Source organism: Streptomyces europaeiscabiei (assembly GCF_001550375.1).
GTDB classification, from domain to species: domain Bacteria; phylum Actinomycetota; class Actinomycetes; order Streptomycetales; family Streptomycetaceae; genus Streptomyces; species Streptomyces europaeiscabiei.
Genome location: NZ_LRTR01000662.1, coordinates 24216 through 42764 on the forward strand (window position 1 = coordinate 24216; position 18549 = coordinate 42764).

The following is an 18549-nucleotide window of genomic DNA, read 5'->3' on the forward strand; positions in this document are numbered from 1 at the left end:
TGTGGGTTGACGGGCCGTCGCCGCGCTCTAGGGGAGGAAACCGCGACGACGGCCCTGGTGCCCGGGGGCGTGACGTCACGAGCCGCCGGACGGACAGGCCCGGGTGGCCGGGTGGGGTACACACCGGCCACCCGGGGGCTCAGAGCAGTGCTTCGGCGGTGATGGGCAGTTCGCGGATGCGGCGACCGGTGGCGTTGAACACCGCGTTGGCGATGGCGGGTGCCACTCCGACGATGACGATCTCACCGAGCCCCTTGACGCCGATGGGATCGGCTTCGTAGTCCTCCCCGTCGATGAAGATCGCCTTCAGGTCGTGGATGTCGGCGTGGCTCGGCACGAGGTAGTCGGCGAAGTTCGCGTTGACGATCCGGCCGTCGCGGTGGTCGGTGACCGTGTGCTCGAGAAGGGCCTGACCGATCCCGCCGGTCATGGCTCCGATGGCCTGGCTGTCGGCGAGTCTCGGGTTGACGATGCGGGCGGCGTCGTAGACGCCGAGCATGCGCCGGACCCGTACCAGGCCGAGGCGGGCGTCGACGGCCACCTCGGCGAAGATCGCGGAGTAGGCGTAGAGAGAGAACCTCTCAGGCTCCGGCGCCCCGGCGTACGAACCGAGCACTTCGAGATGGGTCCGGTCGTTGCGGGCCAGGAGCCGCTGATAGGTCTCCCCGCGTGCGGGGTCGTCCTTCACGTACAACCGACCGCCTCGTACGACGATGTCGGCCGCATCGGTGCCGTACAGCGGTGATCCCTCGTCGTCGACCGCGAGCGTGATCGCCTGCTTGCGCAGCTTGTCGCAGCCGTCCTGGACGGCGGATCCGACACTGGCCATGGTCTGCGAACCGAAGTGCCCGGCGGCCGGCGGCATGAGGGAGTCGCCGAGCCGGAAGGTCACCTGACGCATGGTCAGGCCGAGGGCGTCGGCGGCGACCTGAGACATGGACGTGGCCGTGCCGGGGCCCATGTCGCTGGTAGAGGACTGCACCAGGGCGGTGCCGTCGGCATCCAGCCTCACCGAGGCCTGGGCCTCGCTGCGCATGGTGTCGTAGACACCGGCGGCCATGCCCATGCCGATGAGCCAGTCACCGTCACGCTTCGAGCGCGGCTTCGGGTTGCGCCGGTGCCAGCCGAACTCACGGGCACCCGTGCGGTAGCACTCGCGCAGGCGGCGGGTGGAGAACGGCAGGCCGCTGGACTCGTCGTCGGCCGGTTCATTGCGCAGGCGCAGCTCGATCGGGTCCACACCCAGTTCATGGGCGAGTTCGTCCATGGCCGACTCGACGGGGTAGGCGCCACTGGCGTAGCCGGGGCCGCGCATGAACATCGGCGTGCTCACGTCCAGCGGGACGTGGTCATACGCCTGGCGGACGTTGGGCGTGCTGTAGAGCATCCGGCCGGGGACGAGAACGCTTTCGCTGTACGTCTCGTAGCGGGAGGACTCGGCGCGGACGTCGTGCGTCGACGCGGTCAGGCGGCCCCCTCGGTCAGCGCCCAGTCGCAGTCCGTACTCGTATGCGGGCCGGAATCCCACGGTGAAGTACATCTGCCTGCGGGTGAGGACGAGTTTCACGGGGCGTTTCACTTCGCGTGCGGCCATGGCCGCGATGACGGAGTGCACCCAGGTGCGGGCGGCGTTGCCGAAGGCTCCGCCGATGAACGGCGAGATGACGCGGATGTTGCCCGGAGGGATGCCGAACTCGCCGGAGAAGGTGAACACGGCGCCCTGCACGTACTGGGTCTTCTCCCAGACGGTCAGCCGGTCGCCGTCCCAGTGGGCGACGATGCCGGCCGGTTCCATCGGGTTGTGGTGGTTGCGGGCCGTCCGGTACGCGCTCTCAAGCCGGACGGGGGCGGAGCCCAGGGCCCGGTCGGCGTCGCCGCGTGCATAGGTCTGGGTTTCTCCGGCGGCGTCGGCGACGCTCAGGTCGGTCGAGGAGGTCTCGGCGGCGTAGGAGACCTTCACCAGGCTCGCGGCGTGCTGTGCGATCTCCAGCGTGGTCGCCACCGCGACCGCGACGGGCTGTCCGAAGAACTGGACCCGGTCGTCCTGAAACGCGCGCAGCGGCTTGCCCGGCGGGAACCGCCCCTCCACGGGCGGCAGCTTGGGCGCGTTGAGGTGGCTGATCACCTTCAGCACGCCTGGTTCGGCTTCGGCGGCACGGGTGTCGATGCCGGTGATCCGGCCCCGCCCGATGCTGCTTTCCACGATGACCGCGTGCACAACCCCGTCGGGATTGTTGTCGGCGGCGTACTTCGCTCCCCCGGTCACCTTCAGCCGTGCGTCGACCCTGGGCAGCCCCGCACCGACAGCTGCCTGCGGCTGGCTCATGTGATGCCTCCTACGGTGCGCAGCTGGCGCTCGACGGTGCGTTTGAGCAACTCGGGCTTGAAGCCGTTGTGGCTGAGGGGGTGCGCCCCATCGGCCGCGTGCCCGGCGGCCTCGGCCCACAGCCGGTCGGAAGGACGTTCGCCGATGAGATGGCGCTCGACGGCGGGCAGCTTCCACGGCACGGTGCCCACCCCGCCGGCGGCCACCTTCGCCTCGCGGATGATGCCGCCACGGATGTGCAGGGCGACCGCGGCCGAGGTGAGGGCGAACTCGTAGGACTGCCGGTCGCGCACTTTCAGGTAGCCGGACTTCAGTGGGCGGGCGTGGGCCGGGATCTCCACAGCGGTGATCAACTCACCCTTACGCAGGGCCTGTTCGCGGTTCGGGGTGCTGCCCGGCTGAAGCAGGAAGTCGGCGAAGGCGACACGGCGTTCCCCGTCCGGGCCCAGCAGGTGCACGGTCGCCTCCAGTGCCGCGAAGGCCACCGCGACGTCGGAGGGGTGGGTGGCCACGCAGTGGTCGGAGGTGCCGAGGATCGCATGGCTGCGGTTGTAGCCGTGCAGCGCGGCACATCCGGAGCCGGGCTCGCGCTTGTTGCAGTCGGCGGTCACGTCCCGGAAGTACGTGCACCGGGTGCGCTGCATGATGTTGCCACCGATGGTCGCCATGTTCCGCAGCTGAGCCGAGGCGCTCAGCTCCAGCGCCTCGGAGATGACGGGGTACAGGACACGCACCTTGGGGTGGGCGGCGGCCTCGGCCATGCGGACCAGGGCGCCGATGCGTAAGCCCCCGCGCTCGGTGACGGTGACCTCGCGCAGCGGCAGGGCGCTGATGTCGACCAGCGAGCCGGGACGTTCGACGGTCTCCCGCATCAGGTCGACGAGCGTGGTGCCGCCGGCGACGTAACGTCCGCCGCGCCAACCGGCGCTGAGAGCCTCACGCATGTCCGCGGCCTTGGTGTAGGTGAAGGGACGCATGGGGATCAGCCCTTCCGGCCGGCGGCGGCCTGCTCGACCGCGCGCTCGATCTTCACATAGCAGCCGCAGCGGCAGAGGTTGCCGCTCATCCACTCCCGGATCTCCTCCGTGGAGCCGGTGTGACCCTCCTGGATGCACCCGACACCGGACACGATCTGGCCCGATGTGCAGAAGCCGCACTGGAAGGCGTCCTGGTCGATGAACGCCTGCTGCAGCGGGTGGAGCCGGTCGCCCTTCGCCAGGCCCTCGATCGTGGTGACCTCGGCGCCCTCCAGGCGCACCGCCAGCGTCAGACACGAATTGACCCGGCGTCCGTCGACCAGGACCGTACAGGCGCCACAGGCACCGGCATTGCAGCCCTTCTTCGAGCCGGTCAGGTCGAGATGCTCGCGCAGGAGGTCCAGCAGCGAGGTGCGGTTGTCGATCGTGACGGTGCGCCGGACGCCGTTGACGGTCAAGGAGACACGGCTGCCGGGCGACACCTCGGCGGCCGCCGCTTCCTCGGCGGCGAGCGCGGGCGGCCCCGCGATCAGGCCGCCCACCACAGCGACTCCTCCTGCAGCGGTGGTCGTGGCGATGAAGGTACGCCGAGTGGGCGCGGACGGGGGCTCGCCGGCGAAAGTCTCTACCTCGGCGGGATGTTCGGTGGACATGTCCACACTCCCTCGATGGGGTACGGGTGGTTGGCAGGGGCGTATCGATGGCCGGGCCGTCCGCGAAGGGGTGCCGTGCCCGTTGCTCAGCCAGGCTGCCGTTCCCCCGGGACGGCAGGAGAAGCGTCGCTGCCGCAGTACGGCAGGGCGGATTCGGCTCCCAGGACTGCGCCGAGCGCGGCCCACTGGTCCTCCTGGCCCGGAAGACACGGCACCTCCCCCGCACGCCCGGCGAGACCGGCGCAGCGGCGAGACGCCGCCGACTCGAGCGCGGCGTGCCGGCAGCCGGATGTCACCGGAGGTCGGACAGTGCGCCGCGGCTGCGCCGACCGCGCCCGAGTCGATGGCCAGGTCGTTCCGCCGGCCCGTCAACAGGGCCACCGGGAGGAAGTCGCAGTCGGCGACCGAGGGCGGGACACAGGCGACACCGCTGACCGAGCAGTCACCGGTGATCAAGGCCAGGGTTCTGGACACAGACCAAGCATTAACCTTCTGATCCACATCAAACAAGCGTGAGTGCATCAACCACCTTTATATCTCCACGCGCGGATGACTTGGACGAGCATGTCCAGAACGGGAGCCGCTCGGGCGAGGACACGGGGCGGCGCCTACAGCTTCGCGTCGCCGACTCGGCCTGCCTTCGACCGTCCCTTCCCGAACACTGACCACCAGGCGTTGTCGCGGAATCGCCCGCCGACCTGCAGGACGAGCCCGAGTGCCTCCGGCGCGGGCAGCCTCTCGATGATCACCGCTTCCTGGCCTTCCAGGACCGCCAGTCGGACGTGCTGGTGAAGCGCGGTGTAGAGATCCTCGAGGAACGGCTGGGCCAACGTGCGCGGTGATTCGGCAAGCGGGGCGAGGGTCCCGAGTTGCCACAGCCGCCGTCCCACCGTGAATCTGGCGTCCGGCCGACGGTCCAGCGCGCCGAAGTCGGTGAGCTCCATGACCAGTCTCCGCACGGTGTCGTGCGGCATGCCCGTCTTGCGCACCAGGTCGGCGAGGCTGAGCACACTGTGCCCGGGGTGGAACGCGAACAGTACGTCCAGCAGGCGGGAACTCACCGTCAGTCCTGCCGGGCTCACTGGTCCGGGACATTGGGTAAGGCCTGCTCGCTGTGCGGCCCGCTCGTCTTGCCGACTCAGAGTAGCCATGCCATGGAAAACGCTGTCCATTCAATGAGCACAGCCGTTCCCGGCGGCGCCGGTCGCCAGACAGGATCTGGGGGCCAGTTGTTTTGCCCTGGACGAGCCAGAGGAGTCCATCAGTGCCTGCCACCGTGTCGGGTCCGCGCATTGCCATCGTCGGGGGTGGCATCGGTGGTCTGGCCGCCGGTGCCTTCCTGCGCCGCGCGGGGTTGACGGTCACCGTCTACGAGCAGGCGCCCGCGCTCACCGAGGTCGGCGCGGGGCTCGTGATGGCTCCCAATGCCGTACGGCTGCTGCGGCGCCTCGGCGTCATGGACCAGTTCCTCCGCCGGGCCGTGCCGCTGGACAGGGGTTGGGAGTTCCGCCGCTGGGCGGACGGCAGCGTGCTGTCGGTGGAGAAGCTCAGCGGCGTGTGCGAACGGCTCTACGGCGAGCGCACCTATGTCGTGCACCGGGCCGACCTGCTGGACTCTCTCAGGGCGACTGTGCCCAGCGAGTGGGTCCGCCTGGGCGCACGCTGCACGGCGGTCGACGCACGCAAGGACGTCGTATCGCTGCGCTTCGCCGATGGCAGCCAGGCCGAGGCGGACATCGTCATCGGCGCCGACGGCGTGCACTCCGTCGTCCGCGGCGCGGTGACCGAGGCCGCACCGCCGACCTATTCCGGTATCTGCGCCTTCCGCACGATCGTGTCCGCCCAAGCTGCGCCCGACTTCGCCCTGCGCCGCGCCCAGACCCTCTGGCTCGGGCCCGGACGGCACTTCGTGCACTATCCGGTCGCAGGTGGGCAGGCCGTCAATGTCGTCGCTTTCGCCCCGGCCGGGGACTACACCGACGAGTCCTGGAGTACGACGGCCACGATCGAGGCGTTCCGTGCCGAGTTCGCCGACTGGGACCCGCGGGTGACGGACCTGATCACCGCCGGCGGTCTGCCCGGGCGCTGGGCGATGCTGGACCGGGCGCCACTACGGCGTTGGAGCCGGGGCAGGATCACCTTGCTCGGCGACGCCGCGCATGCGCACACTCCCCGCCGATCGCGACCCCTGGCGCGCCCAGGCTCACGGGCAGAACCGGCCCGGGTCCCGAACGTCACGTCCGGCAATGGCACCCCCTCCCATCGCGGCCGCATGTCCACTCGACCGCGCCACCGGCGCCTTCGCGGCACTGGAGCAGCGGCACACCCGAGGCGAAATCGCCCTGAACCCTTACAGGAGCCAAGAGCGGACCGGGGTCGCCGACATCCAGGGCGAACGTTCACCACCGTCGGATCACCACGCCGGATGGCCTGCGAAGGGCGCCCTCGGCACAGTGGAACGCCGACGTCCCGTGGGCGCCCGGTCGACTCGAGTGGAAAATGTTTGCAAATTGCACGCATTTCTCGATGTGTGGTCCGAGCCCCCATCGGGGGACAAATACTCACCCAGCGAGTTGTACCCAGGGGAAAGATTCCTCCCCCCCATCACGAGTAGACATGCCCTGAGCTTCGGCAGACCATGATCTCAGGTCCGCCCGACCGCGGCCCGAGTACACAAAAGGGGTACGCACCATGGTCGAAACTGTTTCGTTCAGGAATAATGCAGTAGAGATTGCGGGACATCTCCATCTGCCAGAAAACTTCAGCAGAGAAAAGAAATATCCGGCACTCGTCGGCATTCATCCGGCCGGAGGCGTAAAGGAACAGACCATCGGCCACTACGCCAAGAGGCTCGCTGAGCACGGATTCGTCACCGTCGTCTACGACTCCTCATACCAGGGAGCGAGCGGTGGCGAACCCCGCCTCCTGGAAGACCCGACGACCCGGGTGGAAGACGCTCGCTGTGCAGCCGACTTTCTCACCACGCTTCCATTCGTCGACTCCGAGCGCATGGGGGTCTTCGGCATTTGCGCCGGCGGCGGCTACGCGATCAGCGTGGCTCAGACGGAACGTCGCTTCAAGGCAGTGGCTACGGTCAGCGCGGCTCCGATGGGCGAAGGCTCCAGGAGCTTTCTGGGGCACCTGTCCCCAGTGGCCGAGCAGATCGGAACGCTGGAAATGGTCGCCCAGCAGCGCACGGCGGAAGCAAGGGGAGCAGAACCTCTCTACGCCCCGTTCGTCCCGGAAACGCTGGAGGAGATCAACGAGAGCACGCCGGACCTCCTGCGCGAGGGGTACGACTACTACAGGACGCCGCGAGGTGAACATCCCAATTCGAAGGGACGTTTCCTGCTGACCAGCATGGACAAGATGTTCGCCTTCTCGACGTTCGACCAGATCCCGGAACTGCTTACCCAGCCGATGCTCCTCATCGCAGGGAGCAAGGCGGACACAAAGGTATTCAGCGACCAGGCCTACGAGCTTTCCAAGGGGCCGAAGGAGTTGTTCGTCGTCGAAGGCGCAACGCATATCGCGATGTACGACGTGCCTGAGTACGTGGACCAGGCAATCCCCAAGATGGTGGAGTTCTTCGGCGTCCTCTAGTGGCCCACAACGCCTCAGCCGAGTATGGACAGAGACCGGGTCTCCGACGAGCAGCGAACGCAAACCGTAACTGTCTTACCACGCGGGTGCCGGACGAGCCACTCTGCAGGGTCCGGCCGTCGGGCCGGATTCGCATACCGGTAGAGCGGTAGGCGGGGGAAAATTTCTTACCCCTCACAGTGCGCTCTTCCGATGCAATGCTCGGTCACACACCGCACAAAGACATTCGAGGAGCCCGATCATCATGTCCCCTTCCGGCCGCACCACGATCGCCATTGCCTTTCACTCGGGCTACGGCCACACGGCCGTCGTCGCCGAGGCCGTGGCCCGTGGCGCGGCGGGAGCCGGCGCCGACGTGGTCGTGATCTCCGTGGACACCATCACGGATGAGCAGTGGGCGCAGCTGGACGCCGCTGACGCAATCATCTTCGGCGCCGCGACGTACATGGGTACCGCCTCCTCGGCGTTCCACGTGTTCGCCGAGGCCAGCAGCAAGCGCTGGTTCTCGCACGCCTGGGTGGACAAGCTTGCCGCGGGCTTCACCAACTCCGGTGCCAAGAGCGGTGACAAGTCGTCAACCCTGAACTATTTCGCCACGTTGGCCGCTCAGCACGGCATGCACTGGATCAGCTTGGGTCTGATGCCGGGCTGGGATTCCACCAAGGGCAGCGAGGACGACATCAACCGGCTGGGCTTCTTCATGGGTGCCGGTGCCCAGAGCCCCACCGATGCCGGCCCGGAGGCGGTCCACCGGTCGGACCTCGCCACCGCGGAGCACCTGGGCGCGCGCGTCGCACACCAGGCCGCGGTCTTCCGGGCCGGGCGGGCCGCGCTCGCCGCCTGATCGCCTGGCCTTCTTTCCTGTTTCCGATTCCGATCGACCAACCCCACCCCCCGCAAGGAGCAACCCATGTCCGACTCTCCGAACCTCGCCCTCATCCGCCGGGTATACGAATCCCGAATGGCGCCCGAGGTCACCTCGGAGGTCATGGACCCTGACCTCGTCTGGGACATCACTCCGGGCTTCCCGAACAGCGGCGTCTACCACGGCTGGGACAGCGTGGCGAAGGACTTCTTCGGCACGCCGATGCCGAACATCGTCTCCTTGGGCGCGGTGCCCGAGGAGTTCTACGCGGACGACGAGGGCCATGTCTTCGTGTTCGGGCACTACCACGCCGAGACGAAGACCGGGAACACGGCCGACGTCCGGTTCATCCACCTGTGGACCGTCCGTGACGGCAAGGCCGTCAGCATGCGGCAGGCCGCCGACAGCCACGTCATCCAGGAAGCCCTCAAGGGCTGAGACCACCCCCCTCAAGGAGATCCACCCATGGCGAAGATCCTCTTCGTGATCACCGCGTCCGACCACTGGACGCTGGCCGACGGAACCCGGCAGCCGGCCGGCTTCTGGGCCGAGGAAGCAATCGGCCCCTACCAGGTCTTCAAGGAGGCCGGATTCGAGATCGCGGCGGCGACGCCCGGCGGTGTGCCGCCCACGGCGGACGCGCTCAGCCTCACCGCGGACTTCAACGGCGGCGAGGAAGGCGCGTAGCGTATGCGCACCGCCCTGCACGAGGCGACCGAGCTGGCGCACCCGATGCGCATCGAGGACGTCAACATCGACGACTACGTGGCCGTGTTCTACCCCGGCGGCTGGGGCCCGATGGAAGACCTGCCCGATGACGCCGCCTCCGGCAAGCTGCTCACCGACTGGCTCGCCTCGGGCAAGCCGGTGTCCCTGGTGTGCCACGGCCCCGCGGCGCTGCTGGCCACCATCGGCCCGGACGGGACATCCCCGTTCACCGGCTACCGTCTGACCGGCCTCTCCAACGCCGAGGAGAAGCAGAACGGTCTCGCGGACCGCGCGAAGTGGCTGCTGCAGGACCGCCTTGTCAACGAACTCGGCGCGGACTATCGCGAGACCGAGCCGTTCGCCCCGCACGTCGAGGTGGACCGCACCCTGTTCACCGGCCAGAACCCGGGCTCCGCGGTAGCCTTGGCCCAGGAACTGCTCAAGGCACTGTGAGCTGACACCAGGGCCATGTGCTCACTCGGCGGCCCGGTACGCACTCCGGGCCGCCGAGTCCCGTTCTGTCTTTTGCCATGCAGGTCGAAGCCGATATCATTCTCATATATGGGTAAAGCTCACATGGGCAGGATCTCTCCCCCCTCACAGCGCCGGGCATTTGTGCGAGGCTGCAATTCATGAACCGCAACCCTCATCTGAACGAGCTGGGTGAGTTCCTCAAGGCCCGCCGTGCCGAGCTCAGTCCTTCCGAGGTCGGACTCCGCGCCGGGGAACGACGGCGTGTGAGCGGTCTGCGCCGAGAGGAGGTGGCCCTTCTCGCCGCGATCAGTACCGAGTACTACACGCGCATCGAGCAGGGCCGTCTCCAGGCATCGGCTCCCCTGCTCGACGAAATCGCCAAGACGCTCCGCCTGAACGACGACCAGCGCACCTACCTCTTCGACCTCGCGGCGAAAGAGAGAGTGCGCCCGTCCGCGTCGCGCGAGCGCCAGCAGGTGGACACGCAGCTGCAGCGCATGCTGGACGATCTCACCGCCTCCCCGGCCTTCGTCATCGGCCGGCGCACCGACATCCTGGGCTGGAACCAGCTCGCCGCCGCCCTGTGGACCGATTTCGGGCGCTACCCGGAGCAGGAGCGCGTCTTCGTCCGGCTGCTGTTCACCGAACCCTGGATGCGCGAGCTGTATGCCGACTGGGAGGAGGTCACCCGGCTGGCCATCGCCCAGCTGCGGATGGAGAGCGCGCGCTATCCCGCCGACCAGCCCCTCACCGCTCTGGTCGAGGAGCTCTCCGCCCGTGACCCACAGTTCCGGCAGTGGTGGACCGAACACGACGTCGCGATGCGCGGCAAGGGCATCAAGAAGCTTCATCACCCGGTGGTGGGCGAGCTGACACTCGACTGGAACACGCTCACCTGCGGCACGGACCCCGACCAGCACATCATCGTGTGGAACGCCGAACCCGGTACCCCGTCCCACGACGGACTACGTCTCCTGGCCTCCTGGGCCGCGGACCAGAAGCCGACGGCGTCCGACCCCGCCACCTGAGCCCTCTCCCACTTACGTCCGCAGGGGGAGAAATCCTTCCCCTGGCCAGGGCTGCACTGGCTAAACAGGAGTCGCCTGCACGAGCTGGAAAATGTCAGCGGACATTGATGAACCAGAGCATCTCTGCGGCCTGCCTCCCGTACAGAGCCCCGCCCAGCGGAGAGTACGACCTCTGTCACAGCAACTTCCTCGGCGACGCCATCGGCTCGGCCGCCGCGAGGGCGCTGTGAGCGTCGGGCGGTTGAGCGGCCGTGACCATTGCCGACGTTGCCCTCAGTTGCTTCGTCCTCGCCGTCTGAGCGCTCGGACGCCGAGCCCGCTCGTTCCGCCTCAGGATGATCCTGCCTCAGGCTTCAGGCCGTCCCACGTACTTGCTCCGCTCGCATACCGGAGCGGGACCGCGAGGAGCATCGCATCTCGCGGTCCCGCTCCGGTCATGGGGGGAGAGATTCGTCCCCCCAATGACCTCATCCCAGCCAAGAACCTTCCCCTTTTCCGGGCGCACACGAGACGGGAGGGTCAGACACCCAACGACCGCATGCCAAACAATGAGGTGCTTCGAATGAAGGCTGTAGGTTTCACGGAATTCGGTGGGCCGGAGGTGCTTCAGGTTCTCGAACTGCCCGCTCCCGATGCCGGTCCGGGCGAGGTCCGCATCCGGGTGCACGCCGCGACCGTCAACGCGGTCGATGCCCTTCAGCGCAGCGGAGTCGCCCGGTCGCCGGACGCCCAACCGCCGTTCGTTCCCGGCATGGAAGCCGCAGGGGTCGTGGACCAGATAGGCACCGGTACGAACACGGACCTGCGCGTCGGCGACCGCGTGATGGCGATCGTGCTTTCCAACGGCTCCCACGGCGCCTACGCCGAGCAGGTCGTGGTACCGGTGGAGTCGGTCGTCCGCGCTCCTGACGCTACGACCGACGTGCAGGCAGCAACCCTCCCGATGAACGGCCTGACCGCGCGACTGGCCCTGGACACCCTCCGCCTGGAGCCCGGCCAGACTGTCGCGATCACCGGAGCGGCCGGCGCGGTCGGCGGATACGCCGTCCAACTGGCCAAGGCGGACGGACTGCGGGTGGTCGCCGACGCCTCGGAGCAGGACGAGGCACTGATCAAGGAACTCGGTGCAGACGTCGTACTTCGTCGCGGCGCCGAGTACCCAGGCAGTGTCCGCGCAGAGGTCCCGGAGGGCGTCGACGGACTCGTCGACACCGCGTCGCTCGGCGCTCTCACCGCTCATGCGGTACGCGACGGCGGCCGGGTGGTGACACTGCTCGGCTACGACGGCCCCGGCGAACGAGACATCACCTACGAGCCGATCGTCGTGTTCCGTTACGCCCGGGAGCACGCCAGGCTCGACCGGCTCCGGCAGCAGGCGGAGGACGGCCTCATCACACTCCGGGTCGCCAAGTCGTTCCCGGCGGAACAGGCCACCGAGGCGCACCGGCTCCTCGCCGTCGGCGGCGTGCGGGGCCGACTGGTCCTGACCTTCTGAGCAGAGTCAAGTACGGGCACAGGGGCGGCAGCCCCCAGCGCCACCTCACGCTGCGGCCGGACGTCGAACGACGTCCGGCCGCACTCTCGCGCAATCGGTCGGAGCTGGACCACCAGCTGGATCGTTCGCGAGGAGCCGTCCAAGCTGGTATCAGCATTGCCCAGGGCACCGGTGACCATGATCCTTCAGGCCGGTTCACAGACTGTCTGAAGAGGGCGGCGGCGAGCTGGTTCCAGCCCAGGATGTCGGTGCGCCGGCCGGTGACGGAGGCGTGGGAGGCGGTGAGATCGTCCAGCACGAGTCAGGAGAGGGGAGCGTTCGAGACGCTCGCCCGCTCCGGACACGCACTACGAGGCGAAGGGGTTCACGCCCGTCAGTTCCGCCGACAGCTCCCACAGACGCGCCGCCTGCCCGGGATCGATCGCCCAGTCCTTCACACCGCGCATCTCACCGTCGGCGGGAGCAGGCTCGGCGACATCGCAGTCCTCCAGGTAGAGGCCGCCCAGGTCGGCCAGCTGGGGTGACGTCGCCGCCCAGACCTGCGTGGCCGCACCCTGCTGCGGGTTCTTGAAGAATTCCGGGTTCCTCAGGTTGCCGTCCTCGTCGAACCAGCCGAACCCCATCTTCTCCTCCTCGGCCACGTGCCGCAGGAGCGGCGTGATGATGACGCCGGGATGGAGGGCGAAGGCGCGGACGCCGGAGTCCTTGGCGAGCCTGTCCAGGTGCACGGCAAAGAGCGCGTTCGCGGTCTTGGCCTGCCCGTACGCCTGCCACTTGTCGTAGCCCTGCTTCCAGTGGATGTCGTCCCAGCGGATGCCGGACATGTGGTGACCGCCGGACGAGACGGAGACGACACGTGCGCCGCCGGTTTCGAGGGCCGGCCACAGACGGTTGACGAGGGCGAAGTGGCCGAGGTGGTTGGTGGCGAACTGCGCCTCCCAGCCGGGCCCGACCCGCGTTTCGGGACAGGCCATGATCCCGGCGCTGTCGATGACGAAGTCGACGGGCCTGCCCGAGGCGAGAAACCGCTCCGCGAAGCCGCGCACGCTCTCCAGATCGCCGAGGTCCAGCTCATCCACGTCGACGCCGGGAACCCCGTCCAGCGCCTCCCGCGCGTCGGCCGGCCGACGCGCGGGGACGACGACGCGGGCGCCGGCCCGGGTCAGCGCACGGGCGGTCTCCAAGCCGATGCCCGAGTAGCCGCCGGTGACGATCGCGAGCCTCCCGTTCAGGTCGATGCCCCGGAGGACGTCGTCGGCGGTGCTCGTGCCGTCAAAACCGGAGCCGATCTTGTGCTGTGTAGTGGTCATGCCCAAACGCTCCAAACCAGAGCAGCGGAGAAGAATTTGCCTTCGGTGCCTGCCGCGTCCAACTCGGCGAGCCGTACGTCGTCGGCGATGTCGATGCGCGCGTCGAGAGACGGCGTAGTGGTCTTCGACGCGACGACGCGCATGGCTGTCCTTCCTCAGCCAGGTCGTGATGCCGGTGATGGTCGGTCGTTCAGTTGCTTCGCTCGTTGAGGAGCGGTCCGCGGCGGCCGAGGGCCCACACAAGGAGTGCGACGCAGCCGAGGCCTGCGCCGGTCAGGGAGACGGCGTTCCAGCCGCCGACGGACCACAGGACGGAGGCGGCTGCGGAGCCGACCGCGCCGCCGATGAAGTTGCAGGTGACGAAGGCCGTGTTGAGGCGGCTTCGGGCCTGCGGGGCGACCGCGAACAGCCGTGTCTGGTTGAGGATGTTCACGCCCTGTACGGCGACGTCGAGCAGCACGATGGCCACGATGAGCCCCGCTACGGAACGGCCGGCGAACGCCGCCACGACGAAGGAGACCACTATCGCTGCCCACCCCCATCCGGTCGCCTGCATGGACCGGCCCCGGTCGTGGAGCCGCCCCGCACGCTGGGCGGCCAGCGCCCCCGCCAGCCCGATGAGGCCGAACAGGCCGATGACGGAGACCGAATAGGAGAACGGCTGCGCGCTGAGCAGGAAGGTCAGGGCGGTCCAGAACATGGTGAAGACGCCAAAGGCGGTGGCACCGAGAAACAGGGTCCAGCGCACTGCCCGCTCATGCCGGATCACCTGCCAGACCGAAACCAACAACTGGGGGTAGGACAGGTGAGCCTTCGGGGCGAGCGAAGGGATCGCACGACGAAGGAGCAGAGCGAAGGCGACGGAGACCGCCGCGGCGACGAAGTAGACGGCGCGCCATCCCGCGGCATCCGCGATGAGTCCGCTGATGGTGCGTGAGGTGAGGATGCCAAGGAGCAGCCCCGAGACCACCATCCCGACCACCTGCCCGCGGTTGGTGTCGTCAGCGAGATCACCGGCGAGCGGGGTGAGCAGCTGGCCGCTGACCGTGGTCAAGCCCAGGAGTGTGGTCGCGACCAGGAGCGCGCCGATGGACGGAGCGAGCGCACAAGCGATGAGGGCGAGGGCCGCGCAGAGCATCAGCCCGGGGATGAACCGGCGCCGGTCGAGTACATCACCGAGGGGCACCAGCAGCAGTGCTCCGGCCGCGTAGCCGATCTGTGTGACTGTCACGAGCCAGCCTGCCAGCGCGGTGGAGGAATGCAGGTCCCCGCCGATGAAGTCGAGGAGCGGTTGTGCCCAATAGAGGTTCGCGACCGCGGTGCCGCCGGCGAGAGCGAACAGCAGAGTCAGGCCGCGACTCATTCTGTTCCTGTCCGCTGCGTTCGGGGCGCTCGCAGTGGGCGGCGTGGGGGTGTCCGGGGTAGCCATGGGTGGGTGTCCAGGTGACTGCGAGTCGACGGCATCTTCAGGGTGGGGCGGATCTCTCCGGCCGCGTACGTGGTTCTCGGGCCGGACGGTACGGACGGCGCCGAGGGCTCGGATGCGTTCGTCGAGGACGTCGGCGGCCGATCCGGTGCGCGGTGCGTCCATGACGAAGTGGGCGAGCATCTGCAGCAGGTGGTTCTGGACCACGTCGCGCAGGCAGCCGGTCGCATCGTGGAAGCCGCCGCGGTCGGCCACGTCGAAGTCCTCGGCCATGGTGATCTGGACGCTGCGTGCGAAGCGGCGGTCCAGGACGGCGTTGATGGTGGTGTTGCCGAAGCGGAAGGTCAGCAGGTCCTCGATGACGTCCTTGGCGAGGAAGTGGTCGACGCGGCGCAGTCGTTCCTCGCCGTGGCTGCCGGACTGAGGGCACTTCTCGGTGGGGTGCGGCTCTGATCATCTGTGACTCGCTCCTTGGGCCCGAGACCCGACAGAGCACCGGCGTTCGCCACCGCCCCGAAGGCTCATTGGTGAGCTGACACGGCCCACCGAGGAAGTAGCCGCCGGCAGTGGCCAGAATCGCTACGCCAGACTCCACGGGACGACCGTCCAAATGTCGTGACAACGCGACGCCTGACGGGCTACGCGCATCACGTCTGCGTATCCGTCTCCGCGCTCTGCGCTCTGCGTCGGACAATAAACTTCCCTTTGTCGAGGAGAAAGTAAAGATGACGTTGCCCTCCCCGGTACGAGTTATCCAGGGGACAGATTCCTCCCCCCATACGGCGATGCGCACTTGATGCCCCGCAGCTATCGTCCTGGTGACTCAGCGCGTTGACGCCCTGAACAGAGACGAGCCGAGCCCCGCCCGGTACAGAGGTGGCACCAGTCCGTCATTCCACCGGTCGGCTGCCGGCTGGGACAGATTCTTCTCCCATTCTCCGTCGCGGCAGGCATGGAATTGCCCCATGTGTAAATTCCGGCGTAATGCCGTGCCCGACAAGGTCACAAAGAAATCGACTTCAGGAGGCGGCAATGTCCCAGGACGTGGGCGAACGGGCGGTAAACCCGCAGCCGGCGGCGGGGCACCGACACAGGGTGCGCGTTTCCATCGGCGCGCTGTTGCTCGGCATGCTGATCTCGGCACTCGACCAGACCATTGTCTCCACCGCGCTGCCGACGATCGTCAGCGACCTCGGCGGGATGAGCCATCTGTCCTGGGTCGTCACCGCCTACCTGCTCGCCTCGACCGCGGCGACCCCCTTGTGGGGCAAGCTCGGCGACCAGTACGGGCGCAAGAGGCTCTTCCAGGCCGCAATCGTGATCTTCCTGATCGGATCCGCGCTGTGCGGTCTGGCGCAGGACATGTCCCAACTGATCGCCTTCCGCGCGCTGCAGGGACTCGGTGGCGGTGGCCTGATGGTCCTGTCGATGGCGATCGTGGGCGACATCGTGCCGCCTCGGGACCGGGGCCGCTACCAGGGCCTGTTCGGTGCTGTCTTCGGCGCGACCAGCGTCCTGGGGCCGCTGCTCGGCGGGCTGTTCGTGGACCAGTTGAGCTGGCGATGGGTCTTCTACATCAACCTGCCCGTCGGTGCCGTCGCCCTGCTCGTGATCGCCGCCACGCTGCGGATCCCGGTCCGGGCCGAGAAACACCGGATCGACTACCTCGGTACGGTCCTCATCGCGGCCGTCGCCACCTGCCTGATCCTCGTGACTTCGCTCGGCGGCAGAACCTGGGGATGGACGTCGGTCCCGCTGATCGGTACCGCCGTCCTGGGCGCCGTACTGCTCATGTGGTTCCTGTTCGTCGAGCGCAGGGCCGCCGAGCCGGTGCTTCCGCTGAAGCTGTTCCGGATCCGTACGTTCGCGCTCTCCTCGGCGATCAGCTTCGTGATCGGCTTCGCGATGTTCGGCGCGATGACCTATCTGCCGACGTTCCTGCAGGTCGTGCGAGGTGTGTCGCCCACCATGTCGGGTGTGCACATGCTGCCGATGGTGCTCGGACTACTGCTGACGTCCACGATGTCGGGCCAGATCGTCTCGCGAACGGGACGCTGGAAGATCTTCCCGGTGCTCGGCACCGCCTGCACCGCGGTCGGGCTGTTGCTCCTGCACCGGCTCGATGAGTCCTCCGGCGACATCGAGATGAGCCTGTACTTCTTCGTCTTCGGCCTCGGCCTCGGCCTCGTCATGCAGGTGCTCGTACTGATCGTGCAGAACGCGGTGTCGTACGAGGATCTGGGCGTCGCCACCTCGGGGGTCACGTTCTTCCGGTCCATCGGCTCGGCATTCGGTGTCGCCGTCTTCGGCACGATCTTCACCAGCAGGCTCGACGACAAACTGCGCGGCGCCTTCACCGGCACGGCGCCGCCGGAGACGGCCGCCGCGCTCGAAGCCGACCCGCGTGCCATCGCCGAACTCCCGCCCACACTGCGCCCGCCCGCGCTGCACGCGTACGCCACCTCGATCACCGATGTGTTCCTCTACGCCGCCCCGATCGTCCTGCTCGGCTTCGCGCTGGCCTGGCTGCTCAAGGAGGACAGGCTGCGCGGCTCGGTCACCGAGCCCGACCTCGCGCAGACCATCGGCGCCCACCCCGTGCACCGCTCCTCCCGCGAGGAGATGCAGCGGGCCCTGTCCGTACTCGGGTCGCGGGAGGGACGGCGCGGCATCTACGAGAAGATCACCGCCAAGGCCGGATACGACCTGCTGCCCGCCTCCAGCTGGCTGCTGCTGCGGGCACTGCGGCCGGAAAGGTCGCTGTCGCCGATACGACTCGCTGAGTACAGCCATGTGCCGCTGCCTGTGATTCAGGCTGCCTTGCAGCAGATCGAGCTGGAGCATCTGGCCACGCGCGAGGGCATGGACCTGGTGTTGACCGACGCGGGGCACGAGGCTGCGGCAAGGCTTTCGGCGGCGCGTGAGGACTCCTTCGCGGAACTGCTCGGCGACTGGTGGGGGCCCGACCGGTCCACGGACCTGGTCGAGCTGGTCGAGGACCTGACGTCACAGCTGCCGGGCTCGAACAACGGGCGAGCGGGCTGAATGCTGCAGGGGTGCCTCACGTGCACCGTTCCGGGTGGCGGACAACCGCCAGGTAACCCGCCATTGGCCCTGGGTTCGAAGGAGCCCTTCGTCGCACTGCCGTATCGGCAGACATGCCGCCGGTCAGGGCAAGCTGTGAGGGGTAGGAGATTTTCCCCTCCCTATCGCTCTCCGGGTAGGCGATTCTGCCCTTCGAGGCCGACGGAAAAGTGCGCTCATGGCCATTGCCGTTCGGCCTGACAGGGGGACGGGTCACGGCACGCTGATGTACGGCGACACGACTGGACCCACCCGCGGCGACAGCCAAGCCCCAGACGGTGATCCGTGACACCGAGTTGCCCGCCGGGGACACGACCAGGCAACCCTGGACCGACATGACCCCCGACTACTCCTGGCGGAACGCCCGGCTCTTCGAATACCACAACTCCGGCCCCGGAGCCGGCGTGAACTCCAACCGGCCGCAGCTCACCGACGCACAGGCCAGTGACTACACCGTGGAGAAGTACCTGGCCGGTACCGACGGATGGAACCCGGTCCGGTGAACGCGGCGGAGCTGACAGGCACTCCACCCACCACCGGTCGCCCCGTCCGCGTGGCGGGGTGAACAACGGCGGGGCCGCGACGGCACACACCGTCGCG

16 protein-coding genes and 2 pseudogenes are annotated in these 18549 nt (G+C 68.1%); 9 read left to right on the forward strand and 9 right to left on the reverse strand.

Annotated elements, in window-relative coordinates; genetic code table 11:
• Positions 1 to 139 precede the first annotated feature (139 nt).
• The 4 genes from AWZ10_RS32285 to AWZ10_RS32305 form a co-directional block, all read right to left on the reverse strand.
• Positions 140 to 2326 carry a xanthine dehydrogenase family protein molybdopterin-binding subunit gene (locus AWZ10_RS32285; protein WP_046702428.1) on the reverse strand — a complete coding sequence of 729 codons (2187 nt, stop codon included), beginning with the start codon at positions 2324 to 2326 and terminating at the stop codon, positions 140 to 142.
• Positions 2323 to 3303 (reverse strand): FAD binding domain-containing protein, encoded by a 981-nt coding sequence (locus tag AWZ10_RS32290; protein WP_060892750.1) that lies wholly within the window; start codon positions 3301 to 3303, stop codon positions 2323 to 2325. Before AWZ10_RS32290 ends, AWZ10_RS32285 begins: the two co-directional genes overlap by 4 nt.
• Before the next feature lie 5 nt (positions 3304 to 3308).
• Positions 3309 to 3956 carry a (2Fe-2S)-binding protein gene (locus AWZ10_RS32295; RefSeq protein ID WP_046702430.1) on the reverse strand — a complete coding sequence of 216 codons (648 nt, stop codon included), beginning with the start codon at positions 3954 to 3956 and terminating at the stop codon, positions 3309 to 3311.
• A gap of 608 nt (positions 3957 to 4564) precedes the next feature.
• Positions 4565 to 5017, reverse strand: a complete 453-nt coding sequence (locus tag AWZ10_RS32305) for an IclR family transcriptional regulator domain-containing protein (RefSeq protein ID WP_060892751.1) — start codon at positions 5015 to 5017, stop codon at positions 4565 to 4567.
• A 203-nt stretch (positions 5018 to 5220) separates the two neighbouring features.
• Between AWZ10_RS32305 and AWZ10_RS48465 the strand changes: the two genes are divergently transcribed.
• From AWZ10_RS48465 to AWZ10_RS32340, 7 genes and pseudogenes are all read left to right on the forward strand, one after another.
• Entirely contained in the window at positions 5221 to 6570 is a 1350-nt protein-coding gene (locus tag AWZ10_RS48465) for an FAD-dependent monooxygenase (protein WP_244172615.1), read from the forward strand.
• A gap of 77 nt (positions 6571 to 6647) precedes the next feature.
• Positions 6648 to 7559, forward strand: coding sequence for an alpha/beta hydrolase (locus AWZ10_RS32315; RefSeq protein WP_046702433.1), 912 nt, complete (start codon positions 6648 to 6650; stop codon positions 7557 to 7559).
• Between the two features lie 244 nt (positions 7560 to 7803).
• Positions 7804 to 8403, forward strand: coding sequence for a flavodoxin family protein (locus AWZ10_RS32320; protein WP_046702434.1), 600 nt, complete (start codon positions 7804 to 7806; stop codon positions 8401 to 8403).
• A 66-nt stretch (positions 8404 to 8469) separates the two neighbouring features.
• A complete protein-coding gene (locus AWZ10_RS32325) occupies positions 8470 to 8862 on the forward strand; it encodes a nuclear transport factor 2 family protein (RefSeq protein WP_060892753.1) in 393 nt (130 codons plus the stop codon).
• 27 nt (positions 8863 to 8889) lie between these two features.
• Positions 8890 to 9585 (forward strand): annotated as a pseudogene (locus tag AWZ10_RS32330) (type 1 glutamine amidotransferase domain-containing protein).
• Positions 9586 to 9764: 179 nt separating this feature from the next.
• The gene (locus tag AWZ10_RS32335; protein ID WP_046702437.1) at positions 9765 to 10634 is read left to right on the forward strand and encodes a helix-turn-helix domain-containing protein; all 870 of its coding nucleotides are present in this window, start codon (positions 9765 to 9767) and stop codon (positions 10632 to 10634) included.
• A gap of 562 nt (positions 10635 to 11196) precedes the next feature.
• Positions 11197 to 12129 (forward strand): NADP-dependent oxidoreductase, encoded by a 933-nt coding sequence (locus tag AWZ10_RS32340; RefSeq protein ID WP_060892754.1) that lies wholly within the window; start codon positions 11197 to 11199, stop codon positions 12127 to 12129.
• Here AWZ10_RS32340 and AWZ10_RS55535 read toward each other — a convergent pair.
• The 5 genes and pseudogenes from AWZ10_RS55535 to AWZ10_RS55885 form a co-directional block, all read right to left on the reverse strand.
• Positions 12026 to 12427, reverse strand: a complete 402-nt coding sequence (locus AWZ10_RS55535; protein ID WP_079104520.1) for an MmyB family transcriptional regulator — start codon at positions 12425 to 12427, stop codon at positions 12026 to 12028. The two genes, AWZ10_RS32340 and AWZ10_RS55535, sit on opposite strands and share 104 nt — an antisense overlap.
• Positions 12428 to 12476: 49 nt before the next feature.
• On the reverse strand, positions 12477 to 13439 hold the full coding sequence (locus AWZ10_RS32345) for an SDR family NAD(P)-dependent oxidoreductase (RefSeq protein WP_060892755.1): 963 nt from the start codon (positions 13437 to 13439) through the stop codon (positions 12477 to 12479).
• On the reverse strand, positions 13436 to 13582 hold the full coding sequence (locus tag AWZ10_RS51740; RefSeq protein ID WP_159058426.1) for a hypothetical protein: 147 nt from the start codon (positions 13580 to 13582) through the stop codon (positions 13436 to 13438). The genes AWZ10_RS32345 and AWZ10_RS51740 overlap by 4 nt, the downstream gene beginning before the upstream one ends.
• A 47-nt stretch (positions 13583 to 13629) precedes the next feature.
• Complete coding sequence (locus AWZ10_RS32350) at positions 13630 to 14802, reverse strand: MFS transporter (RefSeq protein ID WP_159058427.1); 1173 nt, start codon at positions 14800 to 14802, stop codon at positions 13630 to 13632.
• A 186-nt stretch (positions 14803 to 14988) separates the two neighbouring features.
• Positions 14989 to 15261, reverse strand: a pseudogene (locus AWZ10_RS55885) (glucose-6-phosphate dehydrogenase); the annotation flags it as partial.
• 636 nt (positions 15262 to 15897) lie between these two features.
• On the opposite strand from AWZ10_RS55885, the gene AWZ10_RS32360 reads away from it, so the two are divergent.
• Both AWZ10_RS32360 and AWZ10_RS32365 read left to right on the forward strand, forming a co-directional pair.
• Entirely contained in the window at positions 15898 to 17910 is a 2013-nt protein-coding gene (locus tag AWZ10_RS32360) for a DHA2 family efflux MFS transporter permease subunit (protein WP_060892756.1), read from the forward strand.
• A gap of 317 nt (positions 17911 to 18227) precedes the next feature.
• Positions 18228 to 18452, forward strand: a complete 225-nt coding sequence (locus AWZ10_RS32365) for a hypothetical protein (RefSeq protein WP_046702442.1) — start codon at positions 18228 to 18230, stop codon at positions 18450 to 18452.
• Positions 18453 to 18549 lie beyond the last annotated feature (97 nt).

Coding starts and splice junctions, on each gene's coding strand:
- AWZ10_RS32320 (WP_046702434.1), top strand. CDS start 7,804: ATGTCCCCTTCCGGCCGCACCACGATCGCCATTGCCTTTCACTCGGGC.
- AWZ10_RS32315 (WP_046702433.1), top strand. CDS start 6,648: ATGGTCGAAACTGTTTCGTTCAGGAATAATGCAGTAGAGATTGCGGGA.
- AWZ10_RS32295 (WP_046702430.1), bottom strand. CDS start 3,956: ATGTCCACCGAACATCCCGCCGAGGTAGAGACTTTCGCCGGCGAGCCC.
- AWZ10_RS32285 (WP_046702428.1), bottom strand. CDS start 2,326: ATGAGCCAGCCGCAGGCAGCTGTCGGTGCGGGGCTGCCCAGGGTCGAC.
- AWZ10_RS51740 (WP_159058426.1), bottom strand. CDS start 13,582: ATGCGCGTCGTCGCGTCGAAGACCACTACGCCGTCTCTCGACGCGCGC.
- AWZ10_RS32360 (WP_060892756.1), top strand. CDS start 15,898: ATGTCCCAGGACGTGGGCGAACGGGCGGTAAACCCGCAGCCGGCGGCG.
- AWZ10_RS32290 (WP_060892750.1), bottom strand. CDS start 3,303: ATGCGTCCCTTCACCTACACCAAGGCCGCGGACATGCGTGAGGCTCTC.
- AWZ10_RS32335 (WP_046702437.1), top strand. CDS start 9,765: ATGAACCGCAACCCTCATCTGAACGAGCTGGGTGAGTTCCTCAAGGCC.
- AWZ10_RS32340 (WP_060892754.1), top strand. CDS start 11,197: ATGAAGGCTGTAGGTTTCACGGAATTCGGTGGGCCGGAGGTGCTTCAG.
- AWZ10_RS32345 (WP_060892755.1), bottom strand. CDS start 13,439: ATGACCACTACACAGCACAAGATCGGCTCCGGTTTTGACGGCACGAGC.
- AWZ10_RS32350 (WP_159058427.1), bottom strand. CDS start 14,802: ATGAGTCGCGGCCTGACTCTGCTGTTCGCTCTCGCCGGCGGCACCGCG.
- AWZ10_RS32325 (WP_060892753.1), top strand. CDS start 8,470: ATGTCCGACTCTCCGAACCTCGCCCTCATCCGCCGGGTATACGAATCC.